This is a genomic window from Acidobacteriota bacterium (assembly GCA_022562055.1).
Lineage (GTDB): Bacteria > Actinomycetota > Acidimicrobiia > Spongiisociales > UBA5794 > BMS3BBIN02.
Window position 1 is genome coordinate 1 of sequence record JADFQA010000029.1, and the last position, 21,367, is coordinate 21,367.

Genomic DNA, 21,367 nt, shown 5'->3' on the forward strand with positions numbered 1-21,367 from the left:
GATACGTCGATCGGAAGCCCGCGGTCGACCAGCATCGAAACCACCTCCGGGTCCTCCAGGCAGCGCACGCCGTGGCCGATTCGCTTTGCGCCAAGTGCGATGATCGCACCACGCACGCTTTCGGCGCCCACTGTCTCGCCCGCATGGGGTATCGATTCGAGACCAGCGGCGCGTGCCTTGTCGAACACCAGCTTCCATGGCTCGGGTGGGAACCCCACCTCCGGCCCACCGAGACCCACGGCGACTACCCCATCGGGTGCATTTGTACCGGCGACGTAGTCGACCGCATCGAACCCGGTTTGGACATCGAGGTGGCGGGAATTGTCAACAATCCAAGCTAACTCGACACCGAGCCTCGCGGCTGTTGCCCGGCCGGCGTTGAGACCGGTGGTGATCTCTCTCTCGGTCATCCCATTCATCTGATGCCACACGGGAGAGAAAAACACCTCGGCGTACCGAGTGTTTTCGTCGGCCATCTCGCCTGCCATCTCGCTCACGATCAGTTCAAGATCTTCAGAGCGACGCAGCACTTTCGTTGTTTTGAGGAACAGGTCAACGAAACTCGGAAAGTCGCCGAACACGTAGGACTCAGCAAGCTCCTCTACCGATTCGACGCCAATATCAATCCTATGCTCTTGCGCCAGCGCAAAGACAGTCGCCGGTCGGATAGACCCTTCAAGATGCCGATGCAGTTCGACCTTCGGCAATCCTGCAATGAATTCCTTCATGCAACAACCCTACCAACCCCCCGCACCCACGCTTTTTCCGATTCTTGCGCTACGTCGTGCCGCATACGGTCGAATTTAGCGCCAGAATCCAGAGCTGCGCCAGGCCATATTTCTGGCGCTTTCTGGTGCCGTATACGGTCGTGGTTAGCGCCAGAATCCAGGGAGTTAAGACAGGTCGGTAGTTGCGACCTCTGATGCTGCGGTTAGCCAACCGAGGCGGGCGAGCTGCTGGACGAAACTACCGATGGACCCGGTCGTCTTGAGCACGATCGACCCAGACCCACCAGAATCCTCAACCACGGACAACACACGGCGTGCCACCGCTGGTGCCGGGTCGACAATGTCCACACCGGGTGGGATCAATTCTCGAATGCGATCGATGAGAAACGGATAGTGTGTGCATCCGAGCACGATCCGATCGGCTCCCGCGGCAAGCATCGGTTGCAGATACTTCTCAAGCAGCGGCACCGCTGCGTCAAGGTCGCCCGCCTCGATGAGATCGACAAGCCCCACCCCGCGTTGTTCGACAATCGTCACGCCGTCGGCGTGCCGTTCGACCACGTCGGCATACAGCTCAGCATCCAGAGTGCCCGAGGTCGCCAAGACACCAACGACCCCGGTCACCGACGTCTCCGCGGCGGGTTTCACAGCAGGCTCCATGCCCACAAACACCACATCGGAGAACACTTCTCGAAGCTCATGCAACGCCGCGCCCGAAGCCGTGTTGCATGCAACGACCACGACTGACGATCCCTGACGCACAAACCATTCGGTGATCTCAGTTGCCCGAGTCTTCAGCGACGTCAACGTCCTCTCGCCGTACGGTGCCCAGGCCTGATCGGCGAGATAGATGAAGTCGCTGCTCGGGAGGACCTCGCGCAGCTCTCGGAGAACGGTCAGGCCCCCAATCCCAGAGTCGAAGACTCCAATCGGGGACCGCACCGCTACTCGGACCACTCGTTCAGCAGCGTGTCAGACAGGTGCGGTGTGTAGAGCGCCGGTTCGAGCAGAAACGAATCGTGGCCTTTGTCTGAATGCACGGTGATGCGACGCGCGGGGACATCCGCTAAAGCTAACAGCCGCATCAACTCGGACTGCTCCTCAGCATAGAAACACACATCAGAATCGATGGAGAAGACCATGTAGCGCTGATGTTTACACGCAGTGAACAGGTCCTCGAAACCGGCAACCTCGGCTTCACCAACCAGGTCGAACTGCTGCCAGGCAGACATCAGCCGGAGGTAACTGTTGGCGTCAAAACGTTTCACAAATTTGGTGCCCTGATGCCACATGTACGACTCCAAGGGATGCTGAATCGTGTAAGTCCCCGGCCCCGCGCCACCCCTGACGATTTCCTCGCGCGCTCGTCGCTGCATTGCCTCCAACGAAACGAAAGCCTTATGACCAATCATCCTTGCTAGGCGAAGTCCGCTGTCCGGGTGCGGACCGTCGTAATAATCGCCACCTGCAAAGTCGGGATCGTTCTGGATTGCGTTGATCTGTTCAAAGTTGTGGATGATCTGCAACGGCGTCGGATTCGCACCCGCTGCAATGGGGATAACTGTCTCGACGAGGTCGGGGTACCGAGTGGCGAGCGACATTGCACAGACACCACCGGTGGAACCACCGACAACGGCGTGAAGGCGCTCGATGCCGAGATGACGGATGAGCTCCACCTGCGAATCGACGATGTCCGCAAGACCCACGTCTGGGAACGAACTGCCATACGGTTTCTCGGTCCGAGGGTTGATCGAAGCTGGCCCGGTCGACCCGTAACACCCCCCGAGGTAGTTGACACAAATAACAAAAAACCGGTCGGTGTCTAGAGCTTTTCCGGGACCAATAAAGGCGTCCCACCAACCATCGTGCATCTCCTCCACCCAGCGACCGTCAGTGCCGGCGACCTCAGTCGTCACACCAGCCGCATGGTGCGTGCCGGTAAGTGCATGAAACAAAAGCACACCGTTTGACTTGTCGACGTTCAGAGTACCGTACGTCTCGTACGCAAGCGTGACCTGGTCTAACGAACCACCCGCCCGTAACCGGAACGGATCAGCGGAGGATCCGAAGGTGAAATACTGGGTTGCCGTTTTGCCGATGCTCATGTTCAACTCGTCTAGCCGGAGCGCTGAACCCGAACATTAACGCCGGGTCAGCCTCTCTCATGCCACCAACAGGATGCCGACCTTGACGATCCGTCTACAGCCACTAAGGTCCACGCAAGCTCAAGCAGCAAACGGATCATAAGGGAGAGCGCGCAAGCAAAATCTCGTAACGAGAAGTCAACAACAGATCATCTAGAAAGGTGGAGGGATCAGGCCCTGTGAAGCCTTGGCAACCATCCCGAATGGGAACGGTGCCACTTCCTGCTCCCGGCGATGCCGGAGAGAACGATGGGATGCGACCCAGTGCGCGTTATATCTTCACCGCCTCTCCCCCGAACCTGGGAGGTGGTTTTTTTGTTCTTTTGAGGCACCGCCTCCTTCGACTCGGAACGCCGTTGTTCATCACCAACGACGAAGGAACCACAACAATGAGCGATACATATCGTTTCGAAACACTGCAAATTCATGCAGGCCAAGAGCCAGACCCGACGACCAATTCCCGTGCGGTCCCCATCTACCAAACGACGTCGTATGTCTTCAACGACACCGATCACGCAGCCAATCTGTTTGGTCTTAAAGAGTTCGGAAACATCTACACCCGGATCATGAACCCGACAAACGACGTCCTGGAGAAGCGCCTCGCTGCGCTCGAAGATGGAGTTGCAGCCGTTGTGACGGCGTCCGGTCAGGCCGCCCAGTTTGTAGCAATCGCAAACATCGCCCAGAGCGGTGACAACATTGTGTCTACCAGCTACCTGTATGGCGGCACTTACAACCAGTTCAAGGTGACCCTGCCGCGGCTCGGTATCAACGTGAAATTTGCAGCCGGAGATGACCCTGACAGCATCGCGGCGTTGATCGACGAAAACACCAAGGCCGTGTATCTGGAGTCGATCGGAAACCCGCAGTACAACGTCCCAGACTTCCGGCGGATTGCAGACATCGCACACGAAGCTGGAATCCCGCTGATCGTCGATAACACTTTCGGCGCTGCTGGGTACCTGGTGCGGCCCATCGAGCACGGTGCCGATGTCATTGTGGCGTCGACTACCAAGTGGATTGGCGGACACGGCACTTCGATCGGTGGTGTTGTGATCGACGCAGGAACGTTCGACTACGGGACTGAGAAGTTCCCATTGTTCAACGAGCCTTCGCCCGCGTATCACGGGCTTAACTTCGGCGAAGTGTTCGGACCCAACGGACCGTTCGGCAACATTGCGTTTGCAATCCGTGCTCGCGTCGAAGGTCTTCGTGACTTTGGCGCGGCGCCGTCGCCATTCAACTCGTTCCTACACCTGCAGGGGCTGGAGACTCTGTCCTTGCGTGTCCAACGTCATGTCGACAACGCTCTTGAGATCGCTACCTGGCTCGAAGGTCATGACAAGGTCGCATGGGTGAACTACCCGGGTCTAGAGAGCCACCCCAGCAATGAGAATGCTAGGAAATACCTCAAGCACGGGTTCGGTGGTGTCCTGTCCTTCGGACTCGACGCAGGGTACGAGGGTGCGCAAACGTTCATCAACAATGTCGAGCTTGCGTCACATCTCGCCAACGTGGGAGACGCGAAGACTCTCGTCATCCACCCGGCATCGACGACTCATGCCCAGCTTTCGGACGAGGAGAAAGACGCCACCGGCACACCGAACGATCTCGTACGCATATCTGTAGGTATCGAGCACATAGATGACATCAAGGCCGACCTCGAAAAGGCACTTGGCGCGGTCTCGTAAACCTGAATGCGTATGGTGAGGGGTCCGCGTGCGATGCGGATCCCTCACCTAGGTACCCGGCGTCTACGCTTGCAGCAATGAGTAACGCGGGGTCCACTGATGGGCAAGACGTACGACAACATAACCCCGGCGATTGCCAGGTTCATCGCCAATCAGCCGATGTTCTTCGTTGCGACCGCACCCCTCGCCAAAGACGGTCTTGTGAACGTTTCCCCGAAGGCGCTCGACGGCACCTTCGTGGTCGTTGACGACCATCGGGTTGCGTACATCGATCTGATGGGATCAACAGGCGAAACCGTGGCTCACATCCGCGAGAACGGCCGCATCACAATTATGTTCAACTCGTTTACGGGTCCGGCACGCATCGTCCGACTGTATGGGCGGGCGACCTGGCATGAGCCCGGAGAGGTCGGTTTCGACGAACTCATCGGTAAGTTCCCCTACTTCCGGGGTACGCGGTCGATCATCGATGTGAGCGTTGACCGCATCGCAGACTCCTGCGGTTTCGGCGTGCCGAATATGACTCTCGAAAGCCAACGCACTCAGCTCGACAAGTGGGCGCTCAAGCGTGACCGAACCGAGCTGAGCGAATACAAGGAAAACCACAACACCAGTCTGGACGGTCTCCCGATTCTTCGTCACCCTGAGAGACATATCGAGATCGCTGACTAGCAGCGGTCCTACCTAGGGTGCGCTTCGACGAGTCAGAAGGTACCGCCGATGCGACTACACGGTTGACAGTGTCACCGGGACACCGTTGAGAGCTGCGTTGCCGGACCAGTCGTCCACCAGATTGTTCGATGTGAGGATGTTTAGATTCACCCCAGGTCGGCTCTCAGCAACACTGAGCCGGGTGCCCGCATACGAGTGGCCCCAGCCATGGGGAATCGACACAACGCCGGGCATGACGACATCGGTCACCTCGACCTCGACGATCAATTCGCCGCCTTCGCTCGTTACCTTTGCCTGGTCGCCGTCGGCAAGACCGTGTCTGGCAGCATCAGTCGGGTGGACCTGCACGGTGCAGCGGTTGTTTCCCTTGGTCAGAATGTCAAGGTTGTGCATCCACGAGTTGTTCGTCTTGAGATGTCGGCGGCCGATGAGGACGAGGCCTGGAGGGGGCTCGTTGAGATGATCGGCGAGCCGTGCAATGTCGGATGCGAACGTGGGCTCGGCGAGATCGATGGAACCCCAGGCGGTTTGCAGGAATCCGGGAAATCGAGGCTCCAACGCCCCTAAATCGAGTCCGTGAGGGTTATCGCTCAGCTTGGTGAGGTTCAACCCGTCGGCCACCGCGCCAAAACCGTCACCGTACGGACCTGTACGGAGCATTGCGTCGAGCACCCGATCGGCGGGACTGTCACCCGAGATCTGGTTCACAATTTCGAGAGGGTCCAATCCGCTCGCCGGAGATGCGTCGTTTTGGGTTGCCCGCGTCAACACGTTGAGTAGTGCGCCGTCGTAAACCATGGTGGGGTCCGCCCGGTGGTCGAATCCAGAAGCGATCAGTGTAAGACGTGCAAGGATCTCGTCATCAGTCGGGCGATCAACCTCAAGCAGCGACGGCGACCACTTTGCAACATTCCTCACCGACAGGCTGGTGAACACAAGGTCGTAGTGGCTCCTCTCCAGCGGGGATCGCCCCGGCAGGATCACGTCAGCGTGCCGGGTGGTTTCGTTGAGATAGATGTCGAAACTCACCATGAAATCAAGAGCTTCAAGAGCCTCTTCGGTCTTGGTTGAGTCGGCTATCGAGAGCACTGGGTTACCTTGAAGCGTGATGAGCGCTCGGACTTGCCCCTTCCCAGGGCTGAGAATCTCCTCAGCCAGACACACCGTCGGAATCTCGCCGAGAACTTCCCTCCTCCCCGACACACGGCTATTCCAACGCCCAAACTTCCAACCACTGCCACCGGCCTGATCCCCGACGGGGCGGCCCGTGGCTGGCTTCGGAAACATCAGCCCACCGGGGCTGTCAAGGTTCCCAGTAATGATGGTGAGGGTCTCAGCCAGCCACGCGTTCACAGTTCCGAAACGGCTGGTGTGTGTCCCCATGCGCGCATACACGGCACCGGATGACGCCGACGCAAGATCCCGCGCGAATCGTTCGATGTCTTCCGACGCGATGCCTGTCGCTTTGGCGGCAAGATCGACGGTGTATTCGCGGATGAGTGTGTGAAACTCTTCAAGACCGCGAACATATGGCTCGACCGATCCCAGATCTACGAGGTCGTTGTCGAAGATCACGTTGCACATTGCGGCGAGTAAGTAGGCATCGGTGCCAGGCCTGATCGGGTGGTGCTCGGTCACGTGGGCTGCCGTTTCTGACCGCCGCGGGTCGATGAGCACGACGGTTCCGCCACGTTCTCGGATGGCGTCGAGGCGATCTGTAAACCCGGGGGCTGTGCACAGTGACCCGTTCGACGCCGCCGGGTTCGCCCCGATCATCAGCAGGTACCGCGTGCGATCGAGATCGGGCACACTGAACGACGCCGGTGACCCGTACATGAGACCACTCACGACGTGTTTTGGCATCTGATCGACGGTCGACGCCGTGAACACGTTGCGGGTACCCAAAGCGTGGATGAGCACCCGTCCGAAAATGCCTGCCGCGAGGTTGTGCACGTTGGGGTTGCCGAGGTATACCGCAACCGAGTTTCGGTCTGCGTCAAGATGCTTCCCGAGGCCAACGGCGATGGCATCGAACGCCTCATCCCAAGTTGCCTCGACATGCACGCCGTCTTTCTTGATCAACGGCGTTGTCAACCGATCCGGGTCAGCCTGGAGTTGCTTGAGGGTTGATCCCTTGGGACATATGAAGCCCTTGGAGAAGGGGTCGTCCATGTCACCGCGGATGCGCATAACAGTGTCGTCGCGTACTGTGATCTCTAGACCACACGTCGCCTCACACAGCGGGCAGGTTCTGAATGCGGTCCGGTCGGTCATGGCTGTCCTCTCACGCAAAAGACTAGGCAGTCAGCCAACAACCCGCACGGCCCATCCGAGTACCTCAGCCCTGGCACCAGGTGCTCGGGGTAGTGCGGCCGGCTGGGGAGGCCAATTCAGGGAACCTTAGAACGCGGTATCCGACAGCGTCATGAGAGAACCATCCTCGGTCTCAGCGGCTTCCCTGCGCAACCGGGCCTTTGGCAGCGCATCTCTAACAAAGAACCTCGCGGACGCAACCTTGCCTTCATAAAACACCTTGTCGGTGTCAGACGCCCCGTCGATCGCATCCAGCGCGATACCGGCATGGCGGATGAGCAGCCACCCAATGACCACTTCTGACAGCGATTCGAGCAACGCGTTGGTGTGGAGACCGGTCTTGTAGATCTCAGTCGGGTTTTCCTGCGATGCCATGGTATGGGCAACCAACACACCGAGATGCTGCTGTGTGTCTTCGAGCGCAGCTCCCAACAGCGCCCGTTCGGCTTCGAGCCCGTCGTGTCCGCCCTTGACAACCTCAAGGATCTCGTTGACCAGGTTGGTCAGGGTGGCACCTCGGTCGCGGACGATCTTGCGGAAGAACAGATCGAGCGACTGGATTGCGGTCGTGCCTTCGTAGATCGTGTCAATCTTGGCGTCGCGGAGATACTGCTCCATTGGGTAGTCACGGGTGTATCCCGAGCCACCGAACACCTGCAGCGACTGCGCAAGCAGCTCATAGGCCTTTTCCGAGCAGTATCCCTTCACCATCGGCAACAGAAAGTCGTTGCGCTTTGCGTAGTCTTCGTTGTCCGGTTTGGCGAGCATGTGATCCGAGAGCGATGCCGTGTAGAGAACCAGCGCCCGCATGCCCTCCGAGTAGGCCTTTTGCAGCATGAGCAATCTGCGAACGTCGGGGTGCCGAATGATTTCGACACGAGCGGCAGATTTGTCTTTTGCGTTAGCGAGATCGGCGCCTTGTACGCGCACCTTGGCGTATTCGAGAGCGTTGAGGAACCCGGTCGACAACGTCGCGGCAGACTTCGACCCGATAAGCATGCGGGCATCTTCGATGACCTTGAACATCTGCCGAATGCCCTCGTGAACACCACCAACGAGGTACCCGACAGCGGGGTTATCGACCCCAAAGGTCAGCTCGCAAGTCGTTGACCCGCGAATCCCCATCTTGTCCTCAAGGTTGGTGGCGTAGACACCATTGCGCTCACCGAGCGATCCATCAGCGTTAACGAGAAATTTCGGGACGATAAACATCGACAGACCCTTGGTACCCGATGGCCCACCTTCACGGCGGGCGAGGACAAGGTGGATGATGTTTTCGCTGAGGTCGTGCTCGCCCGAGGTAATGAACCGTTTCACACCCTCGATGTGATAGGTGTTGCCTTCGACGTGAATCGCCTTTGCGGTGCCGGCGCCGACGTCCGAACCTGCCTGAGGCTCGGTGAGAACCATCGAGGCCGCCCACTTCTTTTCGATCATTCGAACTGCGAATCGCTCACGCTGCTCGTCGGTGCCTTCAGCAGCGATTACAGCAGCCATCAGCGCCCCGGATGCGTACAGGTAGACACCCGGGTTGGCGCCTACCAGCATCTCCTGGCTGGCCCACCGCACCGAGGGCGGGGCTCCGAACCCGCCGAGATCTTTGGGAAGGCCGAGCATGTCCCAGCCGCCGTCATAGTAAGCGGCCATTGACTTTTTCACCGAGGCGGGAAGTTCAACCTCACCATCGACAAGGGACAGCTTGATCCGGTCCGCATCAACAAACGACGCTGCAAACTCGTCTTCGGAAAGTCGACGAACTTCGCGCAGTACATCCATGACAGTGGCGCGGTCCATATCGTCAAATGGCGCAGCACCGAGGAGCTCCTCGACGTTGTTCGCCTCGAAGAGGTTGAACTCGATATCCCGTAAATTCGCCTTGTAGTGGCCCATGATGCGGTCCCTTGCTTCCGGTAGCAGCGATGCTACCGAGTGTTGTTCGTAATTTGAGTATACGCTCCATTTTGGAGTATGCGATCAAGATTCGGCTTTTCGGCTAGCCTGCCCGCACAGGGAAGGAACCCATGGCGAGATATCAGGCCGGTCTTAGAACCGAGGCCCGCATCGTTGAGGCGACGCGAGCCCTCCTAGGCGAAGTCGGCCTGGAAGGCACCACTCTTAAGGCAATATGCGAGCAAGCCTCGGTCCAAGCCGGCTCGTTCTACAACATATTTGCCTCCAAAGAGGAGGTCATCGTGCGGGTCGTTAGCGAGGCGATCGCTGCTGTGGCTCCCGACGCCGCTTCGGATGCGGATGTCAGCGACCTGGTTGAGGCGTATATCCAGTTCATCACCGGCGACCCGACGCTGGCTGCCGTGTACACCGAGATCGCAATCGCGGGCGCCCTCAACAACGGGCCCATGCGCGACAAGATTGCAAGACACCACAGGCAACGGTTGGAGATATTCTCAGCAGCGGTGCGACGATCGGTACCCGGGATCACACCGAACGATGCCATCACTCGAGCCGAGCTGCTGCTCGCCGCCCTCCACGGGTTGGGGTTCCACCTGACACTAGAACCCGATTTCGATTTCGCCGGTCACGCCCGCAGAGTCGCAACGTTCACTGTCTCCTAAACAGAATTCCCTCGTCTTGGCGTCCATCTGTGCACGACGGTGCACGATTGGACACCGAGACAAGGATAGGTAGGCGATACCGACACCACTCTGCCTTAACGGTGGCTTGTGTCATACTGGTTGTGGTTGATACTCGTAGCGTCATCACTTCGAAGGGGGTCGCCACAGTGTCGGGCTCGAAACCAGGGGTACACGACGGCGAAACGATGCGCCGGTCGCTGCAAGAACCGTCTGCGTTCTGCGACGTCTACAGCCGCCACTTCCACCACATATTCGCGTATTGCGTTGCACACGTCGGACGAACCCGTGCAGAAGATGTTGCGCAGGACGTATTCCTCGTTGCGTTTACTCATCGCGCCGCTTTCGAGTTCGACAGGGACGACGCCCGGCCGAGGCTCTGTGGGATCGCTCGGCATCTCTGCAGTCGCCACTTCCGCAGCCGACACCCTATCCAGCTCTTGACGCGCAAGGTCCCGCCCCCCACGGTTGGCGCGTCCGACACAGCGGTCGTCGAGCGCGTGGACGCACTGCGCCTTCGAATTCCCCTCTCGGCAGCAATATCCGATCTGCCACCGTCCCTGGAGGAAACACTGATCCTGCACGCGGTGAACGACCTGGCCCACAAGGAAATCGCTGCCCTGCTCGGTATCAAGGTAGGAACCGTAAAGTCCCGACTCTCGCGAGCGAAGGCATGTATCCGCAAGTGTTGGGACAGCGAAACCCCAGAAGCGGCCCCAAGCCGAAGCGCCGCTATGGAACCCAAAACGGTTCATGTGGCAATGCACAGTGAGTATCGCGAACGCGATACCTGGAACACAGAAGGGGAAAGCCTGTGAAAACGTTTCAAGGACCTCTGCGGTTCGCGTCCTCCATCACGACACTTCCGAGGACCACGCCTACTAGACACGCCCTCCTTCGAGCTGCGAGTCCAATAACCCACAGTCTCGCAAGGAGGGCTCACCCAATCACACCATTCCACCAGGGACAACGTCCCCGGTTGTCACAGCTAGGCGCAAACCGGCTTCGATAGCGGAGGAGTCACATGTTCTCTCCAACGTCATCCCACCGGAAGGAGCGTCCGCATGAAAACGTCGTTACTAGTCGTCGCTTTCATCGCCTCCTTTCTGATCAAAGCAGCAGCGGCGTCGGCACCTGCCGGGGCCACACAGGGAGGAACCTTCAACTATTTTCCGTCAAACGGGTGGAACACCTACAAAGTATTTCTGTCGCCGGCGTCCCATAGCGGGGCCAACACGGGTTGCAATGGGTACGTCGAGGACGGGTTGACCACCGGTGCCGTCGACATTGCCAGGGAAGCGGCCTCGGGTTGGGGTACCGATTTACTAAACCGACACTATTATGTACGGGTCCGGTGGGGAGTTTCGGTTACCACGAAGGTCTCGGACTCGAACGCGTGGGGGGCGGATATGCATATAGCTATGCATTCGAACGCGCAAGCGCAGAACTGTGGTGCAGGGACGTCCTACGGCGGCACTTCGGTGATCTACCAATACAACTCGCAGAAGTCCCTAGCGGCCCAGTTCAAAACTCGAATTGGGCCGCCAAGTCCCGGCACCAACGACAAGGCATGTCATACGCCCACATGTTCCCAGTACAACTCGCTCCACGAGCTCACTGCTACGAACGCCAAAGCTGCGTATCTAGAAATGGAGTATCACACGTACCAGCTTGGTGTCGATTGGCTTCTGAATAGGACATGGCAATGGCGCATCGGATGGGCGGTAGACAAATACTGGGGATACCCGAGGAACCTGATCTATTGACAGGTGTTCCTGGCTTTTCTGATCACCCTCGAGAAAGGAATTTTGTTATGAACCATTTTGGAAAGTATTTGGCCGTAATAGGCGTCCTAACGGTCGGCCTCTTGTCTGGTGTCGCAGCGACGTCTACTCAGGCGGTGGCGGAACTACCTCGCCCGATGGACGCGTATGTGGGATTTCGACACAACCCAGAGCTTGAGATAGCGATATTCAACAACGAAGAGACCCGCCGCCAGGCGAGCATCCAGGAGTGCATGCAGCGGCTCGGATTGGAGTACGAAGTGGTTCCGGCGGACTTCAATACGTTCGCATCGAACAACCAAGACGCGAGGTTCTATGGACTTGTGGACCCCCTCAGCCGCCGAAATCAGGAAAGGGTGATTGAAATCCAAGAGGATCCGAACATTGTCTACGCCCGATCCCTCGGCGGAGTCGATGAGAGTAGCTATTTCGAGGCATTGTTTGGAGAGGGCTGGGAATCTGAAGATCCGGACACCGACGCCTATAACGCAAGCTGCACAGGCGAAGCGTACCTTACGATCCCGGGATTGAGCGCAGAGGTGACCGAACTGAGGGCGGCATACGATGAAGGATTACGCTCCGAGTTCGAAACGAACGAAGAGGTCCGGTCCGCGGTGACGGGATGGGTGAGTTGCGTTGGAGCTGCAGGAGTGTCGGCTGCCGAACCCGGCGACATGATGGCCCTGGTTGATGACGCGGTCTCGGCGGCCCAGCTTGACGATGGAATGATCGATCGGGATGAGATCAACCAGCTGTCCGACCTCGAGGAAAGACTTTTCGCAATCGACCAGAACTGCAATAGGGACCTCAGGGTCGCAAGCGCCGATGCAATTACCAGATTCGAGAGGGCGTTTATCGCCTCCAACGCCGCGGACCTGGAAACCTACCGGGCCGAAAAGTGGCAGCGTTAGCCGTGCAGTTCCGATGGGTGTTGTTGGCGTTCAGTGCGGGGATCGTATTGGCAGCATGTTCCGACACGCCGTCGGTGTCCACGTCGCTGGGAGTAGTCGAAACGACTGCTGTTCCGACGGCGACGACAGCAACGTCACCTGTCACGAATACTACATCCCCGCCAATCGCGACAACTTCGGCGCCGACCGTGACGACCACAACTTTGCCACCGCCTGTGACGTCCACGACGATCGACTACGTGGCACGGGCTGACCTTATCCGCAGGTTGGATGCGATCACTGGACTTGTCCCCGATTTAGAGGGGGTCGAGTCCTATGGCTGGGATCCGTCCCACGGCGCTCCGTACTCCTCAATTGCGTACGACCGCGACAATCAGATCTATTCGATTTCTGCGTTCACTTCCACTACCGAGACGAATGGCTACCGCCAGGTTCTGGGCCTCAGGGTGCAAGTGCCTGAGATCGTTGAACACATCGATCTCGGGGGTCACGAGGTTGCGTTCTTCAGTCTGCAGCATGGTGAGGGCGACCCAGTCGTGCAGTATGCCCTCGCCTACAACATATGCGGTATGTATAACGTGTGGGGCACGACCTTCGCGTCTGATCCAGGGCAGATGCTGGACGATTTGGCGGATGTTCTCAACAGGATCGACTGCGGCTGAGCCGAGGAGTTAGATGTGACAGCCGACAGCGACGTTGCTGTCGTGGAGGGGTCAGAATGAGTAAGCACGGTTGGGTGCGGTGGCGCCGTTGCGGTTGACCGACGGGCAAGAGACTGCTGCTTTCGCCAGCAAGAAGACGATCGCGCATATGGATCAGAAGAATTTGTACGGGTATGGGGCTCTGGTCGCCAACGGCCTCGCCATAATCGTATACCTCGTCACGGTCACCCGAGAAGAGGAACGCTCCACACTCTTGAGGTCGCCCGTAGATAGCGGCGGCGTCCGGTATCATCGGTCTCAGTGCAATTGGTGCTTCGGCCCGAAGCATCGACACGCGTCCTCAGGCTTTCGTGACTTCGACTGTGCTCGCCGCCGTGACGGGGCTGCTGGGCATATTGAGCTTCGGTTTCATACTCCTTGGACCGGGCGAACTGACCGATCTTGCATTCCGAGAGGTCATTCAGGTCTAGACCGTCAACCGAGCCGCGACCGGTGGGGTCCCCGGTGACGCTCCCGCAGAGTCGCGATATTCACCGTCTCATAGACGACCTCTTCCCTTGTGTTGGCGTCGTGCTACTTCGGCGCCATCCGGATGGCGCCGTCCATACGAACCGTCTCACCATTCATGTAGGAATGCGTTACCAACACGTGCACCAGCTCGGCAAACTCATCGGGTCTCCCGAGGCGCTTTGGATGTGGGACCGACTCTCCGAGCGAAATTCGGGCCGGCTCGGGCAAGGCCGCTAGTAGTGGAGTGTCGATGAGCCCTGGCGCAATGGTGTTCACGCGGATACCAACGGAGCTGAGGTCTCGAGCGACCGGAAGTGTCAGTCCCACGATTCCGCCCTTTGACGCCGAGTACGCCGCCTGCCCGATCTGGCCGTCGTATGCCGCAACCGACGCGGTGTTGACGATCGCTCCCCGCTCGTTGTCGGCCGCGGGTTCGTTACGCGCCATGGCGACCGCTGCCAGCCGGATGCAGTTGAAGGTCCCGACAAGGTTGATCGCGATCACTTTGCGGAAGTAACCAAGGTCGTGCGGCGTGCCATCACGGTTAACAGTCCTCGCAACAGCACCGATGCCGGCGCAGTTGACGAGGACCCTCAGGTCTCCCATCTCGACTGCAATGTCGATAGCGCTCTGCACCTCGTCCGCATCTGTCACATCAGCATGCACAAACGCTCCCCCAACCTCCTCCGCAACCGTCTCTCCGAATTCGTCCTGCATATCAATGATGACGACCTGCATCCCCGCAGCCGAAAGCCTGCGCACCGTTGCAGCCCCCAGACCAGACGCTCCGCCGGTAACAATCGCTGATGACCCCTGAATGTCCACTCGTTCTCCTGACTTCGTAGTTCGATTACGAAAATAGACAGTACCGAGGCACCCGTGCCTCGTGCGACCCGGGCGCAACGCGAGTCACGCCCATCATGTCGCTCGGTCTTCCAGCATCGGATACAGTTGGCTCCATGGCAAAACGATCACACCGTCTTGAGTATGGGCTCCAAACATCGGGGACCTACGAAGAGCTCCTTCGCGCTGCCCTGTGGGCGGAGGAACGCGGCCTCGTTGCGTTTGCGGTCCCCGACCACTACCTCATGTCGCTGAATGCCGACGCTGAAGCTCCCGCATTCGACGGCCTCGTTCAGCTTGCAGGGTTGGCTCGCGAAACCACAACGATCGAGCTGTCGATACTCGTGTCGCCGATCACATTCCGCCACCCTCTGTGCTGTACAAAACCGCGGTGACAATCAGCGACATGTCGGGTGGCCGTTTCAAGTTGGGCATCGGCACCGGATGGCTCGACCGAGAACATGAGATTTACGGGATCCCCTATCCAGAGATGACCGAACGTTTTGCGCGTCTCGAAGACGCCCTTGCCTACATTTCCGCTGCGCTCGCAAACAGAGCGCACGACGGCAAGTTCTACTCGCTCGAAGCGTTCAACCATCTGCCGCAGCCAGCTGGCGGAATCCCGCTGCTGATCGGTGGCATGGGAGCGGTGAAAACGCCGCGGCTTGCGGGGACGTACGCCGCAGAGTTCAACTGCTACCCCGGGTCGCCCGAAGCGTTCCGGGCAAAGATCGCGGTCGCCTGCAAAGCCGCGGCTGCCGCCGGAAGATTGCCCGACGACATGATGATATCGACGTCCGGTGCGGTGATCGCTGCCCAGACCCAGCCCGAATATGACGAACTGCTTGCATCCGAGGCCGCCAAGGCCGGGATCACAACCGATGAACTCGAGGCGCACTTGACGGTGCGCAACACGCCGCGAGGCACGTTCCAACAGATTCGTCACCAACTCGGCACCTTCGCCGACGCTGGCGTCACCCGCTTCTATTTGCAGACGGGCAACAAGAACCTGGACGAAGTTGGCGAACTCCTCGACGCGATCGCTATCTGACGCGACACGCTGCGAGCGATCAATGCTCCCGTCGCACGCAAACCCGACGTGAGTGTCTCTACTCGAAGAGGGCGCTAACCACGTCAGCCACGGGATCCACGCCTGGGGTAGCTGCCAAAACATCCTGATCAGCACCGGATGGAACCGCGGCAACGTGTTTCACGAGATGGTCGGTGCCATCTAGGAAGCGGCTCGGCTGGGCGTAGGTATGCGACGAGTCGGTACCAAAACGCTTGAAGTAGAAGCGCTGCGGGTAGAGGACGTGAAGGTTGTTCTTGGCTCTTGTGAGGGCGACGTAGAACAGCCGCCTCTCCTCCTCTAGGCCGTCAGCGTCACCTAGAGCAAGATCGGACGGGAGGTTGCCGTCGGCTGCGTGCATGATGTACACCGAGTCCCACTCGCCACCTTTGGCAGAGTGGATCGTGCTGAGGATCAGGTAGTCGTCGTCAAGGTGAGGGTCGCTGACCTGAGACGTCGAGTCGGGTGGTTCTAGGGTGAGCTCTGCAATGAATTGACTGCGGCGCGTGTACTCGGTCGACAAGGCATGAAGCTGATCCAGATCGCCGAGGCGGACCGCAACGTTGTCATAACGCTCGGTCAAGAGGTCCGCAAGCACATCACCGAGGTACTCGATTTGGACCGGTACCGGCGGTTCGACACCATCCCCGGTGGCCTTCTCGAACGCGTCCGCAAGCCGACTCATCCAGCTGCGCGCCTCGCCGGTCACCAGAAAATCACCTCGACAGAACGCTGTCAACGGCCCTGTCGCATCCTCCTCAGCGCTCGCGGTGACCGCTTCGAGTACACGTGCGGCTGTCTTGGGGCCTACCCCGGGGATCATTTCAAGGACACGGTGCCATGCGAGTTCGTCCCTGGGGTTGTCAAGGATGCGCAGCATTGCAACGAGGTCCTTGACGTGCGCCGCCTCGATGAACTTCAGCCCGCCATATTTCACGAAGGGGATGTTGCGCCGAGCGAGTTCGATCTCGAGCCCGTCAGCGTGGTGACCAGAGCGAAAGAGGACCGCCTGGTCGTGTAGTGCAATGCCGGCTTCGCGACGCTCGAGAATCATGTCGCAAATGACGTCGGCTTGGGTGGCCTCGTCGATGCAGGTGTGAACGGTCGGCTTTACAGAATCTTGGCGGGCGGACCACAGAGTCTTCGGCACGATGTCTTTCGCATGAGTCATGACGTGGTTGGCGAGATCGAGAATCTGCGGTGTTGACCGATAGTTCTGTTCCAGCTTCACTGTCACCACCGAACGAAACCGTTGGTCAAACAGCAACAGGTTGTCAGCGCTCGCGGCCCGAAATCCGTAGATAGCTTGCGCGTCGTCGCCGACGACGGTGAGCGCCCCATCAGCACCAACCAACGCTTCAAGAATGTCTACCTGCACCGCGTTTGTGTCTTGGTACTCATCGACGAGAACGTGGTCGAACATCGACCGCACCGTGCCCCCAATCGGCGAGGTCAAAAGCCCGCGTAGGTAGAGCAAGAGGTCGTCGTAGTCGACAGTGTTGTTGGCCTTCTTACGCTCGGTGTACCGACGCACGATGTCTTTGATGGCGTCAATGTGATCGAGACACCACGGAAAACGCTCTTCCACGGTGTCCGCGACGGCTACCTGGGCGTTGATGACGCGCGAGTAGATGGATGCAATTGTGACTTTCTGCGGAAAACGTTTGCGACCAACGGCCGCCCCGCTCTCCGTTCTCACGATGCCAAATAGATCAGCAACGTCACCTTGGTCAAGAACCGTAAAACCGGGGACCAGGCCTAAGGATTCTCCGAATTCGCGGAGAAGCCGGTTAGCAATGGAGTGGAATGTGCCACCCCACACTGAAGCAATGGTTCTGTCGGCGGTGAGCCCAGATGCTCGCCGCAGCATTTCCGCAGACGCCCGCCGGGTGAACGTCAGCAGCATGATGCGTTCGGCCGGGACGCCCGATTCGATTAACCAGGCAACGCGAGCGGCCAAGGTCCGTGTCTTCCCTGACCCAGCGCCAGCAACAATCCGCAATGGGGTATTCGCAGGGTAAGTGGCGGCACGACGTTGATCTTCATTCAGTTCGTCAAGCCAACCTGAAGCGCTTTCCAACCGAGATGCGAACATGTGTTCGATAGTACCACGAGGTTCCGCCGTGTCCACAAGACGAGGCGAAAACGTCCCGTTAGGTGTTCTCGAATCGGTCTCTGGAGACAACCACGCGGAGATGCCTTCCCCTGGCGACCTCTTCATCTCCCATCATGACGGACACTGCAAGGTCGACCCAGTTGCCGTCGACACTGATCACTTCGGCGCGGGCGATGATCTCCGCCCCGACCGCTGAAGGGGACAAGTGGTCCAGCTCGATTCGCGTGCCAACGGTGGTGCGCCCCTCTTCGAGGCCATCACTAATCGCAGCACATGAGGCCTCTTCAACGAGCGCAACAACGCGAGGCGTGCCGAGAACAGGTACGTCGCCGCTGCCGAGATAGAGGGCCGTATCTGTGTCGGTCACGATCGCTGTGATCTCAGCCCAGGAGCCGACAAGTTCGTCCATAGGACCCAATGTACCAAACCCCGGACGTGCGGGTAGCGTACGGCCGTAGCCCTGGAGGAAATTTGCACCTTGACCGTCAAGACAAAGTCTTCGTCCTCACCATGGATGACGGCGAAAACCGCATGAACGACACCTGGGTTGCTGACATCAACGCGGCCCTAGACACAGTCCAAAACACCCCTGGGCCAAAGGCACTGGTGACGACAGGCGCCGAAAAGTACTACTCCAACGGGCTTGACCTTGACTGGCTAATGGCCACCGAGGGACTCAACGTCCGCGCGTTTGTCGCCAGTACCGAAAAGGTTCTGGCACGGCTACTCGGGTTCCCGGCGATCACTGTTGCCGCGCTCAACGGTCACACATTTGCCGCGGGAGCGATGCTCGCGTTGACGCATGACCTTCGAATCATGCGCAGCGACCGCGGTTTCTTTTGCCTCCCAGAGGTCGATATCAAGATTCCGTTCACTGACGGGATGAATGGCCTCGTGATGCAGCGTATGCCTGCAATGACGGCACATCGTGTGATGGTGACCGGAGCGCGGTTCGGCGGCGCCGAGTGCGTGTCCTTCGGCATCGTCGACGAAGCGGTGGCAGACGAGGACGTCCTCCCGCGTGCCATTGAGGTCGCAAGTCAGCTAGCTGATAAAGACCCTGACACTCTGGGTCTCATCAAGCACCGCATGTACGCCGACACAATTGCGGCCCTTGAAAACTCCGCTGGGACCGCGCCTGCAGGGATGTGACTCCACTCGCCGTAGTGAGACTGCGCGGCCAACCATCAGCCCGCGGACGGAATCGTAAGAACCGCGGTGGTGCCGGTTCCCGGACCGTCGCTGTAGAGGTTGAGTGATCCACCCATGGCCTCGGCGAGACGCCGCGAAATGACAAGACCGAGACCCGTACCCGCTCGATCGCCCTGCGCGGGTCCCCGTTGAAACGGCTGAAAAAGCCCCACAAGCACGTCAGGGTCAATACCGCACCCCGAGTCGACAACTTCGACCCGAATCTGGCTAGAACCCACATCGATACTGACGAAAATCTTACCCTGATCGGTGAACTTCACAGCGTTTGATAGGAGATTGATGAGGATCTGCCGGAGACGCATGGCGTGCGATCGAACAAGGGCGTCGGTCCCCGCGAATACGATCTCGACACCGTTGTCGGTGGCGCCCAAGCTGACGTTGTGAATGCTCTCATCGATCGCCTCCCCAAGGGAACACTCCACAAGATCACCGATCGCAAGCGATCCAGACTCCGCTTGCGCAACATCGAGCAGATCGTTGATCAATGCCAAAAGATGGTCTGCGTTCGCACGAATCGCTTCGGCATACTCAGAGCGATCCTCCGCTGAGGTCAGGCTATGATCTCTGAGCAGTTCGGCGTAGCCAATCATGGCGGTTAGCGGTGTGCGCAGCTCGTGACTCACCGCTGCCATGAACGCGGCGCGGGCGTCGAGGGTCCTACGCATTTCCTCCTCGTGGAGGACGCGCCCAATACACACCGTGGCTTGTGAGGCAAGCATCGACAAATGTGCCATTGCGGACGGCGATACACCAACGCTGCGCCCCCCACCGAGCACACCCCCAATCAAGACACCGTCGCTGACAAACGGCACTACGAGCAATCTGTTGTATTCGCCCCATCCGAAGGACTTTGGAGTTGCGGTCGTGCCCACGGTAAGGCCAGCAAACTCCCTAAGCACAGAAAGAGCTTGCTCGGTCGAGACGGTCCTAGCTCCTTCGCTTCCTGGTTGGCGCCATGCAGCGCTGATCGGCTCACTGTTTGGGAGGACAACAACACATTGCACAATGTTGAGACCGAATCCCTGCCCAGCAAGGCGAGCCGCGTACTCGGCAATGAGGACGGGATTGTTTAGACCCACCATCGCGACAACCGCGTGACCATCGGACAATTGACGCGGATCGGTTTCGAGTTTCAGAGTCATCCGGGAAATCACGGTCTCTGCGAACGTTACAAACGGGGCGAGTTCGAGATCAGTGACAGGACATGTGAACTCGAAGTTCACGACAAATTCGCCAACCGGGACCACTACTTCAACTTCGATCCCTTCGATGTCAGCAATGAGGTCTTCGTCAGAGTCTGGGTCGAGTATCACCTGGGCCTCGCCCGTGTTTAAAGCACGCCCGATGACACCTTTACCGAGAGGAATGCCATCGAGCGTCTCTGGATATCCAGCCTGAGCAACTAGCCAGAGTCGGTCGATCGCCTGGAAGTAGATGGACACAAAGAGATCGGGACCGACGGCCTCGGATAGGGTCCCGAAGGCCGCATGCGCGGCGTCGACACCATCGCGCGACGCAGCCGATTCGGCGGCGCGATCGAGCGCCGCGACAAGGTCGTTGCCGGACAGAGACTCCATAAAGGATATGTCGGCATTTGTACCACTTTTCTTGATCGCAGCGAACGCACCGACGACCCGTAACCGCTAACCGCGCATCGTAACTTGGGTAATACACTGTGGAAATGATCCATATCACCGAGATCGTCGAAGTCGACGACGCAGTAGTCAAAGCGTTCGAACGGCTCGTGCCGCAACTTTCCAAGACAAGCCCACCCCCAGACGCCGATGCACTGGCGGACATCGCTGGAAACCCCAACAGCCTCTTGCTCGTCGCCAAAGACAGCGACACCGGCACCATCGTCGGGTCGCTGACGCTGGCGTTCTATCGCATACCGACCGGGCTTCAAGCCCGCATTGAAGATGTAATCGTTGACTCAGAATCTCGGGGCCAGGGCATCGGGGCGTTGTTGACCGAGACAGCAGTTGAGAAAGCTCGTACCGCGGGCGCAAAGGCAGTGGGACTCACATCCAGGCCTGCACGCGAGGCCGCTAACCGGCTGTACACAAGTCTGGGGTTCGAGCGGCGCGACACGAACGTGTACACGTTCACGCTGTAGCCGCC

At 58.9% G+C, this 21,367-nt stretch carries 20 protein-coding genes and 1 riboswitch; of the genes, 11 read left to right on the plus strand and 9 right to left on the minus strand.

The features are described 5' to 3' along the window. The 3 genes from IIC71_10745 to IIC71_10755 all read right to left on the minus strand — a co-directional run. The coding region (locus IIC71_10745; protein MCH7669656.1) for an adenosine deaminase family protein at positions 1–728 on the minus strand (728 nt) is incomplete at its 3' end. 165 nt (positions 729–893) lie between these two features. Further along, positions 894–1,670, minus strand: a complete 777-nt coding sequence (murI, locus tag IIC71_10750; GenBank protein MCH7669657.1) for a glutamate racemase — start codon at positions 1,668–1,670, stop codon at positions 894–896. A 2-nt stretch (positions 1,671–1,672) separates the two neighbouring features. After that, positions 1,673–2,833: a homoserine O-acetyltransferase gene (locus IIC71_10755; GenBank protein ID MCH7669658.1), complete on the minus strand. Its 1,161-nt coding sequence runs from the start codon at positions 2,831–2,833 to the stop codon at positions 1,673–1,675. A gap of 185 nt (positions 2,834–3,018) precedes the next feature. Continuing rightward, positions 3,019–3,128: riboswitch (SAM riboswitch) on the plus strand. A 133-nt stretch (positions 3,129–3,261) separates the two neighbouring features. Between IIC71_10755 and IIC71_10760 the strand changes: the two genes are divergently transcribed. Continuing rightward, the gene (locus tag IIC71_10760) at positions 3,262–4,563 is read left to right on the plus strand and encodes an O-acetylhomoserine aminocarboxypropyltransferase/cysteine synthase (GenBank protein MCH7669659.1); all 1,302 of its coding nucleotides are present in this window, start codon (positions 3,262–3,264) and stop codon (positions 4,561–4,563) included. Between the two features lie 99 nt (positions 4,564–4,662). Beyond that, positions 4,663–5,235 carry a pyridoxamine 5'-phosphate oxidase family protein gene (locus IIC71_10765; GenBank protein ID MCH7669660.1) on the plus strand — a complete coding sequence of 191 codons (573 nt, stop codon included), beginning with the start codon at positions 4,663–4,665 and terminating at the stop codon, positions 5,233–5,235. Positions 5,236–5,289: 54 nt separating this feature from the next. Here the strand turns inward: IIC71_10765 and IIC71_10770 are convergent, their stop codons facing one another. Both IIC71_10770 and IIC71_10775 read right to left on the minus strand, forming a co-directional pair. Continuing rightward, on the minus strand, positions 5,290–7,509 hold the full coding sequence (locus tag IIC71_10770; protein ID MCH7669661.1) for a molybdopterin oxidoreductase family protein: 2,220 nt from the start codon (positions 7,507–7,509) through the stop codon (positions 5,290–5,292). 126 nt (positions 7,510–7,635) lie between these two features. Continuing rightward, positions 7,636–9,438, minus strand: a complete 1,803-nt coding sequence (locus tag IIC71_10775; protein ID MCH7669662.1) for an acyl-CoA dehydrogenase — start codon at positions 9,436–9,438, stop codon at positions 7,636–7,638. A 131-nt stretch (positions 9,439–9,569) separates the two neighbouring features. On the opposite strand from IIC71_10775, the gene IIC71_10780 reads away from it, so the two are divergent. From IIC71_10780 to IIC71_10800, 5 genes are all read left to right on the plus strand, one after another. Further along, a complete protein-coding gene (locus IIC71_10780; GenBank protein MCH7669663.1) occupies positions 9,570–10,121 on the plus strand; it encodes a TetR/AcrR family transcriptional regulator in 552 nt (183 codons plus the stop codon). Positions 10,122–10,243: 122 nt separating this feature from the next. Continuing rightward, positions 10,244–10,957 carry an RNA polymerase sigma factor gene (locus tag IIC71_10785; GenBank protein MCH7669664.1) on the plus strand — a complete coding sequence of 238 codons (714 nt, stop codon included), beginning with the start codon at positions 10,244–10,246 and terminating at the stop codon, positions 10,955–10,957. 246 nt (positions 10,958–11,203) lie between these two features. Beyond that, complete coding sequence (locus IIC71_10790) at positions 11,204–11,905, plus strand: N-acetylmuramoyl-L-alanine amidase (GenBank protein MCH7669665.1); 702 nt, start codon at positions 11,204–11,206, stop codon at positions 11,903–11,905. 47 nt (positions 11,906–11,952) lie between these two features. Further along, complete coding sequence (locus IIC71_10795) at positions 11,953–12,834, plus strand: hypothetical protein (GenBank protein ID MCH7669666.1); 882 nt, start codon at positions 11,953–11,955, stop codon at positions 12,832–12,834. After that, a complete protein-coding gene (locus IIC71_10800; GenBank protein ID MCH7669667.1) occupies positions 12,822–13,496 on the plus strand; it encodes a hypothetical protein in 675 nt (224 codons plus the stop codon). Before IIC71_10795 ends, IIC71_10800 begins: the two co-directional genes overlap by 13 nt. Before the next feature lie 573 nt (positions 13,497–14,069). Here IIC71_10800 and IIC71_10805 read toward each other — a convergent pair. Further along, a complete protein-coding gene (locus IIC71_10805; GenBank protein ID MCH7669668.1) occupies positions 14,070–14,831 on the minus strand; it encodes a 3-hydroxyacyl-CoA dehydrogenase in 762 nt (253 codons plus the stop codon). Positions 14,832–14,965: 134 nt separating this feature from the next. Here IIC71_10805 and IIC71_10810 point away from each other — a divergent pair, with 134 nt between their 5' ends. Beyond that, on the plus strand, positions 14,966–15,244 hold the full coding sequence (locus tag IIC71_10810) for an LLM class flavin-dependent oxidoreductase (GenBank protein ID MCH7669669.1): 279 nt from the start codon (positions 14,966–14,968) through the stop codon (positions 15,242–15,244). After that, entirely contained in the window at positions 15,241–15,900 is a 660-nt protein-coding gene (locus IIC71_10815; protein MCH7669670.1) for an LLM class flavin-dependent oxidoreductase, read from the plus strand. Before IIC71_10810 ends, IIC71_10815 begins: the two co-directional genes overlap by 4 nt. 58 nt (positions 15,901–15,958) lie before the next feature. Here IIC71_10815 and IIC71_10820 read toward each other — a convergent pair whose 3' ends face one another. Next, complete coding sequence (locus tag IIC71_10820) at positions 15,959–18,013, minus strand: ATP-dependent helicase (protein ID MCH7669671.1); 2,055 nt, start codon at positions 18,011–18,013, stop codon at positions 15,959–15,961. Between the two features lie 58 nt (positions 18,014–18,071). Continuing rightward, the gene (locus IIC71_10825; protein MCH7669672.1) at positions 18,072–18,443 is read right to left on the minus strand and encodes a thioesterase; all 372 of its coding nucleotides are present in this window, start codon (positions 18,441–18,443) and stop codon (positions 18,072–18,074) included. 8 nt (positions 18,444–18,451) lie between these two features. Here IIC71_10825 and IIC71_10830 point away from each other — a divergent pair, with 8 nt between their 5' ends. Next, positions 18,452–19,186: an enoyl-CoA hydratase/isomerase family protein gene (locus tag IIC71_10830; GenBank protein MCH7669673.1), complete on the plus strand. Its 735-nt coding sequence runs from the start codon at positions 18,452–18,454 to the stop codon at positions 19,184–19,186. A 35-nt stretch (positions 19,187–19,221) separates the two neighbouring features. Here the strand turns inward: IIC71_10830 and IIC71_10835 are convergent, their stop codons facing one another. Continuing rightward, entirely contained in the window at positions 19,222–20,823 is a 1,602-nt protein-coding gene (locus IIC71_10835; GenBank protein ID MCH7669674.1) for a HAMP domain-containing histidine kinase, read from the minus strand. Positions 20,824–20,927: 104 nt separating this feature from the next. On the opposite strand from IIC71_10835, the gene IIC71_10840 reads away from it, so the two are divergent. Next, complete coding sequence (locus IIC71_10840; GenBank protein MCH7669675.1) at positions 20,928–21,362, plus strand: GNAT family N-acetyltransferase; 435 nt, start codon at positions 20,928–20,930, stop codon at positions 21,360–21,362. The last annotated feature ends 5 nt before the right edge of the window (positions 21,363–21,367 follow it).

Bases quoted from the DNA above. Each gene is read 5' to 3' on its own strand.
- IIC71_10755 (MCH7669658.1), bottom strand. From the start codon at position 2,833: ATGAGCATCGGCAAAACGGCAACCCAGTATTTCACCTTCGGATCCTCC.
- IIC71_10760 (MCH7669659.1), top strand. From the start codon at position 3,262: ATGAGCGATACATATCGTTTCGAAACACTGCAAATTCATGCAGGCCAA.
- IIC71_10765 (MCH7669660.1), top strand. From the start codon at position 4,663: ATGGGCAAGACGTACGACAACATAACCCCGGCGATTGCCAGGTTCATC.
- IIC71_10770 (MCH7669661.1), bottom strand. From the start codon at position 7,509: ATGACCGACCGGACCGCATTCAGAACCTGCCCGCTGTGTGAGGCGACG.
- IIC71_10775 (MCH7669662.1), bottom strand. From the start codon at position 9,438: ATGGGCCACTACAAGGCGAATTTACGGGATATCGAGTTCAACCTCTTC.
- IIC71_10780 (MCH7669663.1), top strand. From the start codon at position 9,570: ATGGCGAGATATCAGGCCGGTCTTAGAACCGAGGCCCGCATCGTTGAG.
- IIC71_10790 (MCH7669665.1), top strand. From the start codon at position 11,204: ATGAAAACGTCGTTACTAGTCGTCGCTTTCATCGCCTCCTTTCTGATC.
- IIC71_10795 (MCH7669666.1), top strand. From the start codon at position 11,953: ATGAACCATTTTGGAAAGTATTTGGCCGTAATAGGCGTCCTAACGGTC.
- IIC71_10810 (MCH7669669.1), top strand. From the start codon at position 14,966: ATGGCAAAACGATCACACCGTCTTGAGTATGGGCTCCAAACATCGGGG.
- IIC71_10820 (MCH7669671.1), bottom strand. From the start codon at position 18,013: ATGTTCGCATCTCGGTTGGAAAGCGCTTCAGGTTGGCTTGACGAACTG.
- IIC71_10825 (MCH7669672.1), bottom strand. From the start codon at position 18,443: ATGGACGAACTTGTCGGCTCCTGGGCTGAGATCACAGCGATCGTGACC.
- IIC71_10830 (MCH7669673.1), top strand. From the start codon at position 18,452: ATGTACCAAACCCCGGACGTGCGGGTAGCGTACGGCCGTAGCCCTGGA.
- IIC71_10835 (MCH7669674.1), bottom strand. From the start codon at position 20,823: ATGGAGTCTCTGTCCGGCAACGACCTTGTCGCGGCGCTCGATCGCGCC.
- IIC71_10840 (MCH7669675.1), top strand. From the start codon at position 20,928: ATGATCCATATCACCGAGATCGTCGAAGTCGACGACGCAGTAGTCAAA.